Source organism: Abyssisolibacter fermentans (assembly GCF_001559865.1).
GTDB lineage: Bacteria > Bacillota > Clostridia > Tissierellales > MCWD3 > Abyssisolibacter > Abyssisolibacter fermentans.
In genome coordinates this window covers 1-20,843 of record NZ_LOHE01000071.1, presented here as the reverse complement: position 1 = coordinate 20,843, position 20,843 = coordinate 1, and the positions used below count along the sequence as shown (strand labels likewise).

The window sequence follows — 20,843 nt, the reverse complement described above, 5'->3', positions numbered from 1 at the left end:
TATGACTAATCAAAGAACTATGCAGTATGAAATGATGAATGTATTTGAAAAATATGGTGATAAGACAGCTATTGAATATGGTAATAAAGCTATTACGTATAAAGAATTAGATGAAAAATCAAATATTACTGCAAATTATATATTAAATCAGGGGATTTCCAAAGGTACATTTATTGGTGTACTAATAGATGATAAGCTTTGCATGATTAATACAATCATAGGAATAATGAAAGCTGGTTGTGTTTTTGTGCCGCTTGATAGTGCTTATCCAGATGAAAGAATAAACAATATGCTACTTGCATCTGAGCTTAAATACGCATTTGTAGACCAGCAGAATAAAGAAAGATTAAATAAAGAGAGCCTAAATATTTATAAAATAGATGAGGAATTTTATAGAGAAAACAGTGAGTATACATATGCTCCTGAAGTCTTCTATAGCCCTGATGATAAAATATATGTTTATTTTACTTCTGGTACAACAGGTAAACCTAAAGGAATATTAGGTAAAAATATTAGTTTGCTTCAGTTTATAAAGTGGGAGATAAAAGAATTTGGCATTAATTCTGATTTTAGAATAAGTCAATTCACATCACAGTGTCATGATCCATTTATGAGAGATATATTTACAGCTTTATGCTCAGGGGCGACAATATGTATTCCATCAACAAAAGAACTTATTTTGGATACAGAGAGTTTAGTGAATTGGATAAATGACAGTGAAGTCAATTTGATACATTGTACTCCAAGTTTATTTAAAGTTTTTAATAGCGATAAATTAAATAATGATTTTATAATGCTCAAATATGTTTTATTAGCTGGTGAAAAAGTTACTCCAAATGAAGTGAAGAAGTGGTATAAGAAGTTCGGAGATAGAATTCAGTTAGTAAATTTATATGGACCTACGGAAACAACATTAGCTAAGTTATTTTATAGGATTAAACAAGAAGATGGGAATAGAGAAAATACACCTATAGGAAAGCCAATATCAGGTGCAAAGGTTATAATACTTGATAAAAATATGAAAATTTCAGGCAAAGGTAAAGTAGGAGAGATATATATTAGGACTCCATACAGAAGCTATGGATATTACAATGATGAGGTCAAAAATCATGAGAAATTTATAGTCAATCCATTTAACAATAATCCTACAGATATTATATACAAAACAGGCGATTTAGGCAGAGTAAATGAAAATGGAGATATTGAATTTGTAGGTAGAGTTGACAGGCAGATTAAGATAAGGGGTTTTAGAGTTGAGTTAAATGGTATAGAAAATGTGCTTTTAAGAAACAAAAACATAAAAGATGCAGTAGTAGTTTATAAGAATATTAAGAACGAAGAAAATGCAATATGTGCTTATATAGTCAAAGAAGATGACTCCTTAATAAAAATAGATGATATAAAAAAATATCTAAAGCAAAGTTTACCAAGCTATATGATTCCAGCGTTTTTTATGTTCTTAGAAAAACTGCCTCTTAATAATAATGGAAAGATAGGTTATAGTAATTTACCTATATTTACGTTTGATGATAAAGAATATACTGCTCCTAAAAATGATGTTCAAAAGAAACTGCAAAATATATTTGAGAGAGTATTAGGCATAGATCAAATATCTATAGATTTAGGTTTTTTAGATGCAGGAGGACACTCATTAAATGCAATGAAGCTTATATCTAAAATATACAAGGAATTTGGCTATAATATCAGTCTAAAGGATGTCTTTAACAATCCTACAATAGAGGATTTATCTAAGATTGTTAATGAGAGTAATAGAAAGTATGATTTGAATATAGAAAAAACCCCAGAAAAAGAATATTACCCACTTTCTTCTGCTCAAAATAGGATGTTTATATTGAATAGACTAGATGTGAAAAGCACTAATTATAATATGCCTTTAATATTTGAGGTAGAAGGAAAACTTGATAAAGAGAGATTTGAAAATGCTATTAATACTATAATAGAAAATCATGAAAGCTTCAGAACAAGTTTTAAGATAATTGATGGAAAACCTGTTCAAAAAATAGATGAGAATGTAGATTTTAATATAAGTTATTTATATTTAGAAGATAAAAACATTGATACAATTATTGATGACTTCATAAGACCTTTTGATTTAAGTACTGCACCGCTTTTGAGAGTGTGTATAGTAAAAACAGAAGAAAACAAGTATTTAATGCTTACAGATATGCATCATATTATTATGGACGGTGTTTCAAGAAGACTGATGTTAACGGAATTTTCAAAGCTATATATGGGAGATAATTTACCAAAGCTTAATTTACAGTACAGAGATTATGCTGTTTGGCAGAATAATATGATAGAGACCGAAAACTATAAAAAACAAGGAGAGTATTGGATAGATAAGTTTAGTGATGAAATACCTGTATTAAATTTGGAAACTGATTTCAAAAGACCTCCTGTGCAGAGCTTTGAAGGTAATAATATAGAGTTTGTTATAAACAGTAGATTGACAAAGTCATTAAATGATATTGCTAAAGACAATAAAGCTACTTTGTATATGGTACTGCTTGCAGTTTATGACATACTTTTATACAAATACACCAATCAAGAAGATATTATAGTTGGAACACCAACTGCTGGTAGAAATCATCCTGATTTAGAAAATATACTAGGCATGTTTGTTAACACTATTGCAATGCGTAATTATCCTAGTGGCAAAAAAACATTTAGTGAGTTTTTGTCAGAAGTAAAAGAGAATGCATTACAAGCTTTTCAAAATCAAGATTTTCAATTTGATGAAATTGTTGATAAATTGGATTTAAAAAGAAATACTAGTAGAAATCCACTGTTTGATACAATGTTTGTTTTACAAAACATGGAGCAGTCAGAGTTACTATTAGATGGACTTAACATATCGCCATACAAGTTTAAAAATATTATTTCAAAGTTTGACTTATTGTTTAATGCTGTAGAAGCGAACGGACAGCTTCACTGTATTCTACAATACTGCAACAAACTATTTAAACATGAAACAATAGAGAGATTTCTAAAGCATTTTCTTAATTTGCTTGATGATATCACTAAATATCCAAACAAAAGATTAAAAGATTTAGTTATTACAACTGATAATGAAATTGACACAATAAAAATTTTTAATAAAGAGCATGATGAATTCTGTACTGAAACAATTCATGAGTTATTTAAAAAACAGGTAGAAAAAACACCTAATGATATTGCTATAGTAGAAGATGATGTAGAAGTGACTTACGGTGAGTTAAATGAAAGAGCAAACAGATTGGCAAGAGCATTAAGAGGAAAAGGAGTTAAAACAAATAATATTGTTGGTCTGATAATAAATCGTTCTATTGATGGGATAGTAGGAGTTTTGGGAACGTTAAAAGCAGGTGGAGGAATACTTATACTTGACTCTAAACTACCTCAAAGCAGACTTGATTACATGATTGAGGATGCAGAGGTTAAGGTTTTATTAACAAACAATGAGAATAAAGATAAATTTAATATTAAAAATATAGATGTCATAAATATAAATGATATAAAAACAGATGATTATGAAGCATGTAATCTAAATGTACCTAGTAACGCACTAGATATTTTTTATTTGATATATACGTCGGGTACAACAGGACTTCCAAAGGGAGTAATAGTAAATCACAGAACTATAGTAAATTTGGTACATCATCAAAACAAGTACACAAATTTAGAGTTCTGCAAGAAAAGAGTGACACATTTTGCTGCATTAAGCTTTGATGCTTGTTATCAAGAAATATGTTCAACGCTTTTAAATGGGGGAGCACTTTATGTAGTCAATGATACTGTTAAACATGACATAGATCAATTCCTTGAATTTTTAAATATAAATAGGATAGAAACAATGATACTGCCAACTGCATATTTTAGACTGCTTTCAAATTATGATAAATATGCAGGAAAGCTTCCTGAGAGTATAAATCATATTATAGTAGCGGGTGAACAACTGTTAATACCTGATAATCTTAAGAAAATACTACGTGATAAAAAAATATATATACACAATCATTATGGCCCTAGTGAAACACATGTTATAACTACTTATACAATTGACTATACAAAGACCATACCAAGCATACCTAACATAGGTAAGCCAATAGCTAATAATGATATATATATACTTGATAAATATGACTCGATTCAGCCTATTGGTGTTCCTGGTGAGCTTTGTATGGCTTGTGATTTCTTAAGTCAGGGTTATATTAACAGTGATAAGTTAATGAAAAAGAAATTTGTCATGAATCCTTTTAATAATGAACAGAGAATGTATAGAACAGGTGATTTATCAAGATGGATGCCTGATGGTAACATTGAATATTTAGGCAGGATTGATAATCAGGTAAAAATACGAGGTTTTAGGATTGAATTAGGAGAGATAGAGAGTAAGCTTGAGAGCAATAGCAAAATAGATCAAGCTGTAGTAATTGCTAAGCAAGAACAGGACATGGACAAGTATTTATGTGCATATATAGTCAAAAAAGAAGAAATAAGCACTGCACAGATGAGAGATTATTTACAGCAAAAACTACCTGAGTACATGATTCCTTCTTGTTTTGTAGAGCTTGATAAAATACCTATTAACAAAAATGGTAAAGTTGATAAAAGAAAACTTCCTGAACCTACTGCTGTGATTGTTGAGAATAGTGATTATACAGCTCCAAGTAGTGATACTGAAAAACGACTTGCCCAGATTTGGCAGGAGGTTTTAAAAACTAAGAGTTTGATTAGCATACATGATGATTTCTTTAAGCTTGGCGGACATTCATTAAGAGCTATAGCGCTATCAGCTAAGGTATATGAAAGCTTTGGTGTTGAGCTTCCACTTCAAGAAATATTCAAAGCACCTTCACTAAAAGCTATGGCTAGATACCTTGATAATACTGAAAAAGGTGTATATAACCTATTAGAAAAAACAGAAAAAAGAGCTTATTATCCGCTTTCATCTGCTCAGTATAGAATGTATATATTAAATAAATATCATGAAGAGTCAATTGCTTATAATATGCCATTTGCTTTAAAAATAGATGGAAACTTAGATATAGATAAATTAGAAAAAGTATTTAATAAAATTGTAAAAAGACATGAGAGTTTAAGAACCAGCTTTAAGATAGCTGACGGTAAACCTGTTCAAGTTATAAATGATGATATTGAATTTAAAATTAAATATACAGATAATCAATTAAAACAAGATACTTTAATAAATAATTTTGTAAAGCCTTTTGATTTAGGCAGAGTACCGTTATTTAGAATAGAAATTGCAAAGATTGATGAGTCATCACATTTATTAATGATGGATATGCACCATATTATTTCAGATGGTGTGTCTCTAGGGATTTTGATATCTGAATTTACTAAGCTTTATAATGGCGAAAAGCTTGAAACTGTAGAGAATCAATACAAAGATTTTGCTGTATGGCAAAACAAATTATTAGAATCGGAAGCTTTAAGAGAGCAGGAAGAATATTGGCTTAGTGTATATAAAGATGATATACCTAAGCTTGATTTACAAACAGATTATCAAAGACCTGATATTTTAAATAATGCTGGAGATAGCTTTATATTTAGGGTTGAAAAAGAAGTTAAAGAAAAACTGTTGAAGTTAGCAGGTGAGTATAATGCTACTTTATATATGGTGCTTCTTTCAGCATATAACGTACTATTACAAAAATATACGCACCAAAATGATATTATAGTAGGTTCTCCTATTTCAGGTAGACAAAATGTGAAGGTACAAAATATCATAGGTATGTTTGTAAATACATTGACTTTGAGAAATCAACTAAATGGAAACAAGACATTTGAAGAATTTTTAGTACAAGTTAAACAAAATGCGCTAGATGGTTTCAAAAACCAAGATTATCAATTTGAAGATTTAGTAGAAAAACTCAACATAGACAGAGAAATGAATAGAAATATGTTATTTGACACTATGTTTACGCTTCAAAACATGGATATTAACAATATTGAGTTAGAAGGTCTCGAGGTAGAAGTTATTGACTTTAAAAACAAGATAGCAAAATTTGACATAAGTTTAGATGCAATAGAAGATGAAGGTATTTATTTTAATATGCAGTACAGAACGCAGCTGTTTAAAGAAGAAACAATAAAACAAATGAGTGATCATTTTGTAAAAATACTTAATATTATAGCTGATGAACCTCATATTAAGATAAAAGATATAGACATATTAGATACATCTGAAAAAGTAAGAATACTAAACTTCAATAAAAAAGCTATATTTGATGAAAGTTTAACACTGCATCAAATATTTGAAAGACAAGTAAGTGTTTATCCTAATAACACTGCTGTAGTTTATGAAAACGATAGTATGACTTATAAAGAGCTAAATGACAAAGCTAATCAATTAGCAAGATATTTAATAGACTTTGGAGCAAAAACAGGAAGTATCGTAGGGATAATGTTAGAGAGATCACCTAATATGATTATAAGTGTACTTGCAGTATTAAAAGCTGGTGGGACTTATCTTCCTATTGATACTAATTATCCGCAGGATAGAATTAAGTACATGATAAATGATGCAGAAATTAGTGTTTTACTGACTGATAAGAAGTCAAACAGCAAAATTGATATGAAGCAAAGAATTATTAATTTAGATGAATATAAATATACTGGAGACAAAGCTAACTTAAACATTAATGTATCAGCTTCTGCACCTGCTTATATTATTTATACCTCAGGTACTACAGGCAATCCAAAAGGTATAGTTACTGAGCATAGAAATGTTATCAATTATGTACGTGTATTTAATGAGAAATTTGAGCTAAATAAAGATGATGCTACTCTGCAGCAAGCTTCATTTACATTTGACGGATTTGTTGAAGAAGTGTATTCAATGCTTTTTATAGGTGGTAAAATTGTTCTTCCTCCGAACAGATGTGTTAAGGATGTTAAAAAACTTAGGGAATTGGTAATTAAAAACAATGTATCAATATTAAGTTGTTCACCTTTAATACTTAGCCAATTTAATAATCTAGCGCCTATAAAGTGTGTGCATACATTCTTAAGTAGTAGTGATGTATTAAAAAGAGATTATTTTTCAAATATAATCAAGTATTCAAAAGTTTACAACATGTACGGTCCTACAGAAGCTACAGTTTGTACTACTTGTTATGAATGTGATGAGACTGAAAAATCTAATATACCGATTGGTAAGCCACTTGCAAATTATGAAGTATATATTTTGGATGATGATTTAAACCTAATGCCTGTAGGGGTTGCAGGTGAAATATATATTTCAGGTAAGGGTATAGCCAGAGGGTATTTTAACAACATAAATTTAACAAATAGTAAATTCATTGATAATCCTTTTAGTAAAGGCAGTAGGATGTATAAAACGGGAGATATAGGAAGATGGCTATCTGATGGGACGATAGAGTTTATCGGAAGGAGTGATTTTCAATTAAAGATTAGAGGTTATAGAGTAGAACTAAGTGATATAGAATGCCAACTACTGGGTTATGAAAGCATAAACGAGGCTGTAGTTATATCAAGAGATGATGAAGAAGGAAACAAATACTTATGTGCCTATATGACATGTAGTAAAGAATTGACAGTAAAAGAAATTAGAAATTATTTAGATAAGAAATTACCTGAATACATGATACCATCATATTTTGTTAGTCTTGATAAAATGCCAATTACATTAAATGGTAAAATTGACAGAAAAATTTTACCGCAAGAATTTGAAAGTATACCTATTGGAGCTAGTTATGAAGAGCCGAGAAATGTTGTTGAGGAAACGATAGTTAAGTTGTGGAAGAAGGTGTTAAAGACTGATAGGAAAATATCAATAAATGATAGTTTCTTTGATTTAGGTGGAAATTCTATGAAATTAGTAGAGCTTGCATCGTTAATAAATAAAGAGTTTCAGATAGAAATTTCACTTGCTCAGATATTAAAAAATATAAAAGTAAAAGAGCTTTCTGAATACTTAGTAACTAAATTTAAAGAAGATTCAAATGCTCCATATATATTATTTAACGATAATAATGAAGAAAATATATTCTGTTTTCCTCCTGTAACGGGATATGGATTGATATTTAATGATTTTTCTGAAGTGCTGAATAACTATAGTTTATACGCTTTTAATTTTATAGAATCAGAAGATAGAATAGAGAAGTATATAGCAGCTATAAAAGAAATAAAGCCTCAGGGGCCATATACATTAATGGGTTACTGTGTAGGAGGTCGTTTAGCATTTAAAGTTGCCAAGAAGCTCGAAAAATGTGGAGATGTAGTTAAAGATTTAATTATATTAGATGGCTATAGACAGCTTGAAAAGCCTGAAAAGTTAAAACTAGGAGTGCAAGAATATGCAGATGATTTAGCTGTCAGCATAGAAAAAGATACAAGATATACACTGTTTAAAGATGAAATTGTTGTAAAAGCTAAAACTTATTACGAATATAGTATTAATATGCTAGATACAGGTGTATTAAATTCAGATATTCATTTAATAACCGCTGAGGATGCTAGTGAGATAGATGTAAAAGTAAATGGCTGGAAGGATGCGTCTAAAGGTAGCTATAGGGTTTATAAAGGATTTGGAACTCATAATGAAATGATAAATAATAGAAATGCAGAGATTATAGAAAGTATACTTAATAGAAAGAAGGATGAAAACCATGAATAAAATTAAATTATTTTGTTTTCCATATGCAGGAGGTTCATCAGTAGTATATAAGAAGTGGATGAAATATATAGATGACAATATAGAACTTGTGCCAGTAGAATTAGCGGGTAGAGGTTATAGATTTGATGAAGAACTTTGTGACAATATAGGAGATATCGTTGAAGATATGTTTCATAGAATTAAGCATATGACTACTTGTAATTATGCTTTATTCGGGCACAGCATGGGAAGTATAATAGCTCATGAATTGGCACATTATATAGCTTCAAAAGATATGATTAATCCTGAATATTTAATAGTTTCAGGCAGAAAACCACCATTATCTATTGATATGGAATACATATCTCATTTATCAGATGACCAGTTCAAAAGAGAAATTAGTAGCAAAGGCGGAACACCTAAAGAATTTTTTCAAAATAAAGAATTGACGGAGTTGTTTTTACCTATATTAAGAAATGATTTTAAAGTTGTTGAGGAGTATAAGTACACTAGAAAAAGTAAACTTAATTGTAAACTCGCAGCTCTTTATGGTAGTGATGAAAAAATAAATAATAGTGAAATCATGCTTTGGAAAGAGTATACAAATAACTCATTTAAGGCTTTTAAAATAAAAGGAGATCATTTTTTTATCAATGAAAATGCTAAAGATACTGTGTCGGTAGTAAACTCATTACTAAGTAAAAATTATTTGATGAAAAATGCTAACTAGAGGTGATTAAATGGATTTGTATGAATTAACACATCCTCAAAAGAGGATATGGTATACTCAAAAACTGTATGATAGATATCCGTTAAACAATATTGGTGGATGTTTGAAAATACATGGGAAAATCGATTTGAATTTATTAAAGAAAACTATTAACATTATTATTCATAATAATGATGCTTTAAGATTAAGGTTTTGCGAAATAAATGGACAACCCATGCAATATTTTGTCTCGTATCAAGAAGAAAATATAGAATTTTTTGATTTTAGCAAGGATATAGATCCTGAAAAAAATTATATTGAATGGGTAGAAAATATTTTTAACAAGACCTTTAAATTTACAGAAGAACCGCTTTACTATTTTGCTATATATAAAATTAGTGATGATAAAATGGGTGTATTAGCTAAACTACATCATATAATATCTGACGGATGGACAATATATTCGATTATAAGAAAACAAATATGCAGAATATATGACTGTCTTAAAAATAACAGAGAAATAAAAGAAGATTTCTATTCGTATTTAGATTATATAGATAAAGAGAAAAGTTATAAAGATAGTGATAAATTTAAGAAAAATAAGGAATTCTGGCTTCAAAATGTACAAAATATATCAGAAGATTTTATGCAAATAAGATCTTCTGATATTAAAGGAAATAGACAGATTTTCAAACTAAATAATGTTGAAGAATTAAAATTAAAAGAATTTATTGATGATAAGTGGTCTATGTTTGAATTATTTACAGCATTAATTGGTATATATTTTTATAAAACTACAAATAAAGAAAATATAACGATAGGTATGCCTATACTAAATAGATCAGGAGCAAAGGATAAAAAAACAATAGGTATGTTTGTTAGTACTATGCCTTTTAGGTTTAGGGTTGAAGCTAATATTACATTTAATGAATATTTACAAAAAATTAGAAAAGAAATAAGAAAACATTTTAGAAATCAAAAATATCCTTATGATTTGATGATGAGTGATAATAATATAGTCAAACGTGGTTTTGATGGATTATTTAATTTAAGCTTAAATTATTATAATACAACAGATAATGATTATATAGACGATTTCAAGACAGAAATGAAAGAGTTCTATAGTGGATATCAAACATATTCTTTACAGTTGTTAATAAAGGAATCTACAGATAGCAAAATTATATTATGCTTTGATTATAAAAAATGTGATTACACGAATGAAAGAATAATCAGAATTCAGAATATGCTTACTAATATATTAAGTCAATTGACTAATAATATTTTAATCAAAGATATTCAGTTATTAAAAAAAGAAGAAATCGCGAGTATTTTGAAAAATCAAACTAGCTCTGTATATCCAAAAGATAAATCAATCATTAGACTATTTGAAGAACAAGTAAATAAGACAGCTCAAAGCAAAGCTGTTATTCATAATAAAGATTTTTTAACATATAAAGGATTGAATGGTAAATCTAATAAAATAGCTAATTATTTAAAAGAAATTGGCATTGAAAAAGGTGATATAATAGCAGTAATGGGAAAACACTCACCTGAAATAATAGCTGCAATTTTAGGTATACTCAAAACAGGTGGTGTTTATCTACCAATAGATATTGAATATCCGAGAGAGAGAATTAATTACATGCTCAATGATTCAAATGCTTCTATAATGCTGTCAAACATGGGCGAAGAACTTAATTTTGATATAAAGACATTAAATATTAATGATATCCTTGAGAGACAAAATCAAGTAGAAAATTTTGAGTCAACAGCAAAGCCAGATGATTTGGCTTATATAATATATACGTCAGGAACTACAGGAAGACCTAAAGGTGTAATGATTAATCACAGAAGCTTAGTTAATTATATATGTGCTTCAGTTAAAAATTATACGCAGAGGGGTAAAGATGAAGTGTTTGCATTTTATTCTTCTATAGCATTTGATTTGACTATTACATCAATATTTACACCGTTAATATCAGGTAACGCAATTGCTGTATATGATGATGACGGCAGCGAATTTGTTCTTGAGAAAATATTAAAAGATAATATCGTTACAGTTATAAAATTGACACCTTCACATTTATCAATAATAAAAGATATTTTTGTTACAAATACTTCAATAAAAAGAATGATAGTTGGAGGAGAAGCTTTAAAGACTAATCTTGCCAATGATATCTATAACAAATTTGATGGCAGAATTGATATTTACAATGAATATGGACCTACAGAAGCAACAGTTGGATGTATGATTTATAAATACGATATAAATCATGATAAAGAAGTATCAGTTCCTATAGGCAGACCTATAGAAAACGTAAAAATATATATTTTAAGCAGAGATTTGAATTTAGTTCCGAGTGGAGTAATAGGAGAGCTTTATATATCAGGAGATTGTTTATCAATAGGGTACTTAAATAAAGCAGAGATAACAGAAGAAAGGTTTATATCTAACCCTTTCAGTGACAATAGTTTGATGTACAAAACTGGTGACTTAGCTAAGCGTCTAGAAGACAATAATATTATTTACTCAGGAAGAACAGATAATCAAGTAAAACTAAGAGGATTTCGGATAGAACTTGAGGAAATTGAACAATGTTTGATGGAAAATGAAAAGGTCAAGCAAGCTGTAGCTATAGTAAAAAATAACAGTATTTATGCCTATGTAGTATGTAGTGATTTTGACGAAAAAGAATTAAAGCAATGGGTGGCAAAATATGTTCCAAATTATATGATTCCTTCGTTTATTAATAATATTGACCATATTCCGCTTACAGTAAATGGTAAACTGGATAAAGATGCATTGCCGCAAATTAATAAAGATAAAGTTGATTTTGTAAACTGTAGTAATGAGACAGAAAAGGCACTTGTAGAAGTTATGAAGGAAGTGTTAAGAATTGATGCTATAAGCATGGAGGATAACTATTTTTATCTTGGCGGTGATTCGATAAAAGCTATACAAATTTCATCAAGATTAAGAGACAGAGGTTATCATATAAAACCAAAAGACATACTATCTAATGAACTGATAAAAGAAATAGCTTTAAGTATAAGCTTAGAAGATAGTAAACCAAAAGCTAAACAAGGTTTGATTGATGGTGTTATCAAAAAAACACCAATTATGAAATGGTTTTTTGATAATAAATTTGAAAATGCTAATTATTATAATCAATCAATAACAATAGAATTAAAAGAAGTTGTGAATTATGAGGATATAAAAACTGTTATAAAAACGCTAATTAAAAAGCATGATTCCTTTAGAATAAACTATGATAGAAATAAGGATGAGCTATTTTATAATAATAATGTTCTGGATGAAAACAATGTGTACTACTATGACCTAACAAATGATTCTTATGATGTACAAAAAGAAAAAATCAAATATTTGTCAGATAGGTTAAAATCTAATTTTGACATAGAAAATGGTTTGTTATTAAAAACAGGATTTTTTAATTTAGGTGATAGACAGATAATTTTATTTACAGCACATCATTTATCTGTAGACGGAGTGTCATTTAGGATATTCTTAGAAGATTTTTTTAAGAGTTTAAAACAACTAAGCTCAGGGTTAGAAATAGAGTTATCACCAAAAACTCATTCCTATAAAAAATGGGCAAATGAACTTATGGTATATAAAAATACTGATTTCAAAGAGCAGCTACCTTATTGGAGTATGGTGCATAATTGTGATTTTGAATATCCTGTAGATTTTAATAAAGGACAAGCTTTAATAAATAATTCTATAGCAATAAATAAAGTTATCAATAAGGATAAGACAAAAGAATTACTTGATAGAATGAATGCTATTTACGGAATGTCTTTAAGTGAAGTATTAATATCGTCTTTAGCTTTAACATTATCTGATATGACAGATGAAAATGATATCATATTAGAACTAGAAGGACACGGTAGAGAGGATATTAATCCTAGTATAGATACATCAAGAACTATAGGTTGGTTTACAACTATATTTCCAGCTTATTTTACAATAAATTTGGGTAGCGTGAGTGATAAAATAAAATCATTGAAGGAGCAAATAAGAAATATTCCAAATAACGGATTTGATTATAGTATAGAGAAATATTTGAACAATAGATTTAATGATGATGTTAAGAAATATATTAGATTAAATTATTTAGGTGATTTTGATAGTGTAATAAATGAATATTTTGCCTTATCAGATTCAGGAATTGATATAGGCGAGGATAATGAACTAACTTCGCTAATGGATATTAATATTATGAAAATAAATGAGCAGATAAATATTAGCATTCTATTTAGTAGAAATAATTTTGAAATTGAAACTGTTCAAAAAATATTAGATTGTTTTGTAAATAAACTTGATGAAATAGTTAAAAGCTGCGAGAATAAAGAGGGTAGAGAATTTACACCGTCTGACTTTGATTCAGTTGATATTTCGCAAGATGATTTGGATATTTTGTTTATGTAGTGAAGTCGCGTTTTCAAAGAAATCATTAGATGTTTTTCAATGAATGTATTGGTATTTTGCAACTAACTAATATAAAGGTATAAAGGGGTGAAAACATGAAAGCATTTAGAATAATGAGTGTTCTGATTATTTTGGGTTTATGCTTTAGTACTGCTTTAGCAGTAGATTATACAAATGAAGATTTTGATCAATATATAAAAGACAAGATGAAGCAGTATGATATACCAGGGGCAGCTGTAGTTGTAATAAAAGGAAATGAAACGGTGCTAAAAAAAGGCTATGGTTTTGCTGATATTGAAAATAAAATAGAGGTTACAGAGCAAACACTATTTGAATTAGGGTCTAATAGCAAAGCGTTTACAGCGGTTGGGATTTTAAAACTTAAAGATGAAGGATTGCTTAATGTAAATGATTCAGTTGCAAAATATTTGCCGTATCTTAAAATGAAATATAATGGTGAAATTGTAGATTTAAAAATAAAACATTTTCTAAACCAAACAAGCGGTGTTCCTTTTAAAACAATAAATAACATACCAATATCTAATGAAAAAAATGCATTAGAGGAAACTGTTAAAACATTGATAGGTGTAGATTTAATAAGTAAGCCGGGAGAAAAATTTAGATACGCAACAATAAATTATGATGTATTAGGTTTAATTATTGAAAAAGTGACAGGAAAATCATTTGAAGAATATATGAAAAAAGAGATATTAGATGAATTAGGATTAAATGAAACAGTGTTATTTAGAGATGAAAATAATATAGCAAAAGGATATAAATATTTCTTTTTCAGACCGCATAAGTATGAAGCACCAATATACAGAGGAAATAAACCCGCGGGTTATTTCATAAGCAATGCAAATGATATGGAAAAATGGCTTAAAATACAGCTTGGTGGAGATGATAGTAAATTAGGTCAAATAATCTATGATAATAATATAGACAATTTAAAAGTTATTAATGGAGAATTTAATTATTCTTGCGGGTGGTATTATCACAAAGATAAATCTGGGACAGAGGTATGTCATGGAGGTATTAATCCAAATTACACTTCATATGTTGTTTTACGTCCTGATGATGAAGTTGCAGTTGCAGTTCTTACCAATGTTAATTCAACTGGTGTTATTAACATATGTCAAAACTTAGCCACAATGTGCATAGGAGCTTCTCCTCAATATGAAATGGATGATAGTAACAAAAAAATGGATAAGATTTCATCTATAGCGATAATTATTTTGTCGTGTATGATTTTATTTCATTTACATTTATTTTCAAAATTATTTATTGGTATTTTTAAACACGAGAGAAGTTTTACTAAGATGAAACTTAGTAAGATGCTAATATTATCAGTTTTTGGGATTTTCATTATATTAGTTAGTTTTATATTTTGGTTTCTACCGCAAATTATAAGAGATGCATCTTGGCAAGTAACTTCTGTTTTTATGCCAAACAGCTTTAAAGTATCTATTATTTTCTTAGCATCATACATGTGGTTATTATATATATATATTATATTAAAACAAGCTTTTAGGAAGGTCGGATATAATGAAAGTACACATTATAAAGCTTGAAAATTACATTGATGAAGAGTTGTTTAGTGATTTTTTGGAGTATGTTTCTGATAAAAAAGCTGAAAGAATATTGAGGTATAGACATAAGAAGGATCAGCTTAGGTCACTTATTGGAGATGTTTTAATTAGAAATATTTTATGTGATGAATTATCTATAAATAATGAAAATTTAGAATTTGCCTTTAATAGTTATGGTAAGCCATACTTAAAAAACTATAATAAAAATTTCAATATCTCTCATTCAGGTGATTATGTAGTAGGTGTTGTTGATTCGGATTTAGTTGGTATAGATATTGAAGAAATAAGACCAATGAATGATATGTTTGATATAGCAAAATCTTTTTTTACTGAAACTGAAAACAAATGGCTTGAAAGCTTGCATAAAGATAAAAAACTGTTAGGATTCTATAAAATATGGACAGCAAAAGAAAGTTATTTAAAATTATTAGGAGTTGGATTATCAAAAAAAACTAACTCATTTTCCGTTGTTATAGAGGATAATAATAAAATTTATATAAAAGATAAAAATACGTCAAATAATTATTATTGTTCACAAATTATATTAGAAAATAAATACTGTTTAACTGTATGTTCACGAAAAAAGTTAAATTTTATTGATTTTGTGACAAGCAGCCTACTTGACAAAAAAATGAAAAGTAGTAAACTATAGTAAAGGGTTTATTATGCTAATAAGACTAAGGGCAAAGGTGATAAAATGAATGATAGTATTATTTTAAGAATAAGTAATGCTTTAGAGCATATGAAAGCCAACAGCAGAAATTTATCATCACTGAGACAATGGACAAAAAAACTAAAAGACGTAAATGATTTAATAAGCAATCCAAATTTATCTGACAAGATTAATGATGTGATTTTATCCTGTGAAGAAGCTATAACAACCTCAGATTTGTATGAGCGTGAAGGTATTATTTCTTCACAGTACAAGAAAACAAGAGCTATAATGAAATCAATGATCAGGGAAGAACTTGAAAAACTTCAAAATAAAATAGAAGATAAAAATATAGAAGATTTTTGTATATTGAGAAACAATGGTTATGAACTGGTCTTGAAAGGAAGCTTTGATTTTTGTTATTATCATGAATTAGAGATAGTGTTTAGAGATGTACAATTTATGATTTGCCCAGGGCAGATTTTTAGTGTAAATAATTTCAGATTTGCGAATAAAGATGAAATTGATGAAATAATAAAATTTTCAGAAGGTTATGAAACACAAGGTTTTGTAATTTGTTTGGAGCATACCTTGTGGAATGAAAAATACTATATAATTGCTAATGAAGTAGAGACAAAGTGGGAAACTGTAAAATATTACAATGAAAAAGAGGCATATAGTAATAGCTAGTGAATTATATTACTACCAATGAAAACAAGGCTACATATTAAACCTTCTAATATAGGTTAATGTAGCCTTTTTAATGTTATATTATTTTAAGTATTTGGTTTTAACTAAACCTCAGGGTCTATATGCCCAGCTTTATTATGTTCATAATAAAAAGAACTAAGATCATCTTGATTTGGTGTGCAATAACAAATACAAGCTGGTGGTGAGAATTTAACAATAGTACTTGTATTAACTTTCTTTAAAATTTTTTTCATAACTATCCTCCCTTCTTATGTAATCTCGCTAATTTTATTTAGTCTATATATTAGATAATTCGTCGGTTAAATATGTTCCAATTCATTGGTAAAAATTGCATATATGAAATAAACATAATTAGTTTTATAAATACAAGGAATAGATACATGGACTGAGCTTTGATTATACTTAATAGATAATGATGTTTACTGATAAAGATTTGCATATACAACAAAAAACTAAGGCTAGTAGTTGCTAGCCTTAGTTAAATGAATTAAACTGATAATTATATGCTGGTTATATAGATGAAATTATATCACCAGCTTTATTATATACAGAACACAAATTTTTAATTTGGTGTGAATCGTTTATTCTTAAATTCTTTTTTTCCTATTCATATCTTTAACTCGTAATGTTTTAGAAAGTATTTTTTTCCTAATTCTAATGCTTTTTGGTGTAATTTCTACTAATTCATCATCATCAATAAATTCTATAGCTTCTTCTAATGAAAAAATTATAGGTGGTGTTAGGAATAATTTTTCATCTGAACTTGTGGAACGAATACTAGTAAGCTGTTTCCTTTTACAAGGGTTGATATCAATATCTTGTCCTTTAGGATTCATACCTATAATCATACCTTCATAAACATCTACACCTGGTCCAATAAATAACTGCCCTCTATCTTGAGCGTTATATAAACCATATGTTACAGATACTCCTGATTCAGTAGCTATTAATGAACCAAAAGTTCTGTGAGGAATTTCTCCCTTCTGACGGCCATAACCATCAAATATAGAGTTCATTATACCTGTACCCTTTGTATCAGTCATAAATTTAGATCTATAACCTATTAGACCTCTGGTAGGTATAGAAAACTCCATTCTTGTATGACCTATACCATAAGGAAGCATATTGATAAGTTCACCTTTTCTGATTCCTAATTTTTCTATAACAGAGCCTGTATATTCATCTGCTACATCTATAGTTACTTTTTCCATTGGTTCAAGAAGTTTTCCGTTTTCACGTTTGAATAAAACTTCTGGTTTAGAAACCATAAATTCAAAACCTTCTCTACGCATAGTTTCAATCAAAATTGTTAAATGCAATTCGCCTCTTCCAAAAACTTTGAATGCATCAGTTGAATCTGTATCCTCTACTTTTAAACTAACATCTGTCTGCAATTGTCTATACAATCTTTCACGTATTTGTCTTGATGTTACCAAACTTCCTTCTCTACCTGCTAAAGGTCCGTTATTAACAGAGAAAACCATTGACAGTGTAGGTTCAGATATTGTAACAAAGTCAAGAGCTTCAGGTTTGTTAGGATCACATATTGTATCACCTATAGTAATATTTTCAATACCTGATAATGCTATGATTTCTCCTGCATTTGCAGATTCAACTTCGACACGACCAAGACCATCAAAAGACATAAGTTTAGTAATACGAACTTTTTTCTTTAAATCCTCGTGATCTTTATTTACTATTATTACTTCCTGTCCTTTGGCAATTGTTCCATGAGATATCTTTCCGATACCTATTCTTCCAACATATGAATTGTAGTCGATTGTTGAAATTAACATTTGTAGCGAATTTTCAATATCTCCACTTGGAGCTGGTATATGCTTAAGTATAGTATCAAATAGATCTTTCATGGAATCATTTTGAGTATTAGGCTCTAATGAGGACGTACCATTTTTAGCAGAAGCATAGACAATAGGAAATTCTATTTGATCATCTGTTGCTTCTAACGAAATGAATAAATCAAGTACTTCATCTACTACTTCTTCAGGTCTTGCCCCTGGACGATCAATTTTATTTACACATAATATAACTGGTAAATTTAATTCAAGAGCATTTTTTAGTACAAATCTTGTTTGCGGCATAGCACCTTCAAAAGCATCAACTATAAGAATAACTCCATCTACCATTTTTAGTACACGTTCAACTTCTCCACCGAAGTCAGCATGGCCTGGTGTATCAACAATATTTATTTTAGTATCATTATAAGTTACAGCAGTATTTTTAGATAATATAGTTATACCTCTTTCACGTTCAAGAGCATTACTATCCATAACTCTTTCAGCAACAGCTTGGTTTTCACGAAACGTACCGCTTTGCTTTAACATCTCATCAACCAAGGTAGTTTTACCATGATCAACGTGTGCAATTATTGCTATATTTCTAATATTCATTTTTTTTTGCTCCTTTCGATTAACAAACATTAATTATATCACAAAAAATGACATAAAAATAGATTAAATATTAATTTCTTAGTATTATATGTAATTATTAATAATATATAAAAAAATCAGCAAGCAATTAGCATGCTGATTTTTGATGTTTATTTATAAGTTTTATTTCAATTTATCAATTTCAAATTTACTCATGCCTTTTTTCTTTAATCTTTTATCAACTGATTGTTCAACTAAATTTTTAATTAGCACCATAGAAGGAACACCTAAAACCATACCTGGTACTCCCAAGATAGCTCCACCTATAGTAACCGCTATAATTATCCAGAAAGCTCTTGCACCAACTTTTTTACCGACTATCTTTGGACCTAGATATAGTCCATCAAATTGTTGAAGAGCAAATATAAGTATTCCCACCCATATGACTTTTGAAGGGTTTGTAAATAATGTTATTAGAATTGCTGGTACGGCACCTATAAATGGTCCAAAATATTCAATCATGTTAGTTATTCCAATAATTAGAGCAAGTATTGATGCATAAGGAATTCTTGCTATCGAGAATAGTATAAAACATAGAATCCCTATTATAAGAGAATCAATAAATTTACCATTTATATAACTTAAGAAAGCTTCATTACTTTTCTTTCCAATGTTTAATATATAATCAGCTGTTTCTTTTTTATTATAAGCATAGATAAATCTTTTGATTCTAGCTGTTAAATCGTCTTTGTCTAAAAGCATATATATTGCAATGATTAAACTGATTAGCAAACTAATAATACTTGTAGTTATAGATAGTGTTTTATCTATAAAGTTTTGTAAAAAATCAGTTAAAAATACTTTTGATTTTTCTAAAGTCATAGTTAACAGATTATTAGAGTTCTTTTTAACAAGGTCAGCAATTCTTTTATCAACATAAGTATCTAAAAAATGATCAATTGAGTTAGATATTTGTTCAACAGATGGTAAATTTTCTGTAAGAGAAACAAAACTGCTAACTAAATTTGGTATCATAATATACAGTACGAAAAATAAAATTGCAATTAATAAGGCTATTATTATAATTATACTTATACCTTTTTTGATTTTAAATCTTTTGCATAGTATTTTAACCAAAGGATTTAGAAGATATGCTATAATAAATGCTTGTAAAATTGGTTTTATGATGTTGTAAGCCCACTGTATGTAAGCTTTTTGACTGACAAACATGTAAAATAATACTCCAAAGATAATAAGAAACATAACTCTGAGTAATTTTTTTTTGTCATTTTGAGATTGTTCGCTTTCGTTCAAAATTTTCATCCTTTCTTCTTAATATATAAATTATTTTTATTTTCTATTAATAATGTAATTGAATTTTTAATACTTTATGATATTTTGTCTAGTCTATTATATCAAAATTTATTTGATAAAAAAGCTATTATTACTAATTATTTATATAATCCCAGATTATTCATAGAAAATTAAATACTCTACTGCATCCTTCTGATTAGAAGATGCCCATTAAATTCTCGACATACCAACTCGGTATGCCTTCGAATTCACTGAAATCTTCTAATTCAGAACTATACAGCATATTATTCAAAGTTATATGAATAATCAGGGATAATTCTATATATATTATCATGTGTTAAATCATACTATGAGAAAATCGCAGTTATTTATGATACGGTTTACCAT

General features: G+C 28.5%; 9 protein-coding genes. 6 read left to right on the top strand and 3 right to left on the bottom strand.

From position 1 onward, the window contains the following. The first annotated feature begins 1 nt into the window (after position 1). The 6 genes from AYC61_RS13565 (at position 2) to AYC61_RS13540 (ending at position 16,734) form a co-directional block, all read left to right on the top strand. Entirely contained in the window at positions 2-8,662 is an 8,661-nt protein-coding gene (locus tag AYC61_RS13565) for a non-ribosomal peptide synthetase (RefSeq protein WP_066503438.1), read from the top strand. Further along, positions 8,655-9,371 (top strand): thioesterase II family protein, encoded by a 717-nt coding sequence (locus tag AYC61_RS13560; RefSeq protein WP_066503437.1) that lies wholly within the window; start codon positions 8,655-8,657, stop codon positions 9,369-9,371. The genes AYC61_RS13565 and AYC61_RS13560 overlap by 8 nt, the downstream gene beginning before the upstream one ends. Before the next feature lie 10 nt (positions 9,372-9,381). Beyond that, on the top strand, positions 9,382-13,803 hold the full coding sequence (locus tag AYC61_RS13555) for a non-ribosomal peptide synthetase (protein WP_066503435.1): 4,422 nt from the start codon (positions 9,382-9,384) through the stop codon (positions 13,801-13,803). 95 nt (positions 13,804-13,898) lie between these two features. Next, complete coding sequence (locus AYC61_RS13550; RefSeq protein WP_066503433.1) at positions 13,899-15,374, top strand: serine hydrolase domain-containing protein; 1,476 nt, start codon at positions 13,899-13,901, stop codon at positions 15,372-15,374. Then, complete coding sequence (locus AYC61_RS13545) at positions 15,349-16,044, top strand: 4'-phosphopantetheinyl transferase family protein (protein ID WP_066503432.1); 696 nt, start codon at positions 15,349-15,351, stop codon at positions 16,042-16,044. Before AYC61_RS13550 ends, AYC61_RS13545 begins: the two co-directional genes overlap by 26 nt. A gap of 45 nt (positions 16,045-16,089) precedes the next feature. Beyond that, on the top strand, positions 16,090-16,734 hold the full coding sequence (locus AYC61_RS13540; protein WP_066503431.1) for a hypothetical protein: 645 nt from the start codon (positions 16,090-16,092) through the stop codon (positions 16,732-16,734). A gap of 104 nt (positions 16,735-16,838) precedes the next feature. Here the strand turns inward: AYC61_RS13540 and AYC61_RS21340 are convergent, their stop codons facing one another. From AYC61_RS21340 to AYC61_RS13530, 3 genes are all read right to left on the bottom strand, one after another. Beyond that, positions 16,839-16,988, bottom strand: coding sequence for a hypothetical protein (locus AYC61_RS21340; protein ID WP_156456468.1), 150 nt, complete (start codon positions 16,986-16,988; stop codon positions 16,839-16,841). Between the two features lie 354 nt (positions 16,989-17,342). Further along, complete coding sequence (gene typA, locus AYC61_RS13535) at positions 17,343-19,163, bottom strand: translational GTPase TypA (protein WP_242866798.1); 1,821 nt, start codon at positions 19,161-19,163, stop codon at positions 17,343-17,345. Positions 19,164-19,325: 162 nt separating this feature from the next. Further along, positions 19,326-20,456: an AI-2E family transporter gene (locus AYC61_RS13530; RefSeq protein WP_066503427.1), complete on the bottom strand. Its 1,131-nt coding sequence runs from the start codon at positions 20,454-20,456 to the stop codon at positions 19,326-19,328. Between the last annotated feature and the right edge of the window lie 387 nt (positions 20,457-20,843).

Excerpts from the sequence above, each read along its gene's own strand:
- AYC61_RS13565 (WP_066503438.1), top strand. The coding sequence starts at position 2 with ATGACTAATCAAAGAACTATGCAGTATGAAATGATGAATGTATTTGAA.
- AYC61_RS13560 (WP_066503437.1), top strand. The coding sequence starts at position 8,655 with ATGAATAAAATTAAATTATTTTGTTTTCCATATGCAGGAGGTTCATCA.
- AYC61_RS13555 (WP_066503435.1), top strand. The coding sequence starts at position 9,382 with ATGGATTTGTATGAATTAACACATCCTCAAAAGAGGATATGGTATACT.
- AYC61_RS13550 (WP_066503433.1), top strand. The coding sequence starts at position 13,899 with ATGAAAGCATTTAGAATAATGAGTGTTCTGATTATTTTGGGTTTATGC.
- AYC61_RS13545 (WP_066503432.1), top strand. The coding sequence starts at position 15,349 with ATGAAAGTACACATTATAAAGCTTGAAAATTACATTGATGAAGAGTTG.
- AYC61_RS13540 (WP_066503431.1), top strand. The coding sequence starts at position 16,090 with ATGAATGATAGTATTATTTTAAGAATAAGTAATGCTTTAGAGCATATG.
- AYC61_RS21340 (WP_156456468.1), bottom strand. The coding sequence starts at position 16,988 with ATGAAAAAAATTTTAAAGAAAGTTAATACAAGTACTATTGTTAAATTC.
- typA (WP_242866798.1), bottom strand. The coding sequence starts at position 19,163 with ATGAATATTAGAAATATAGCAATAATTGCACACGTTGATCATGGTAAA.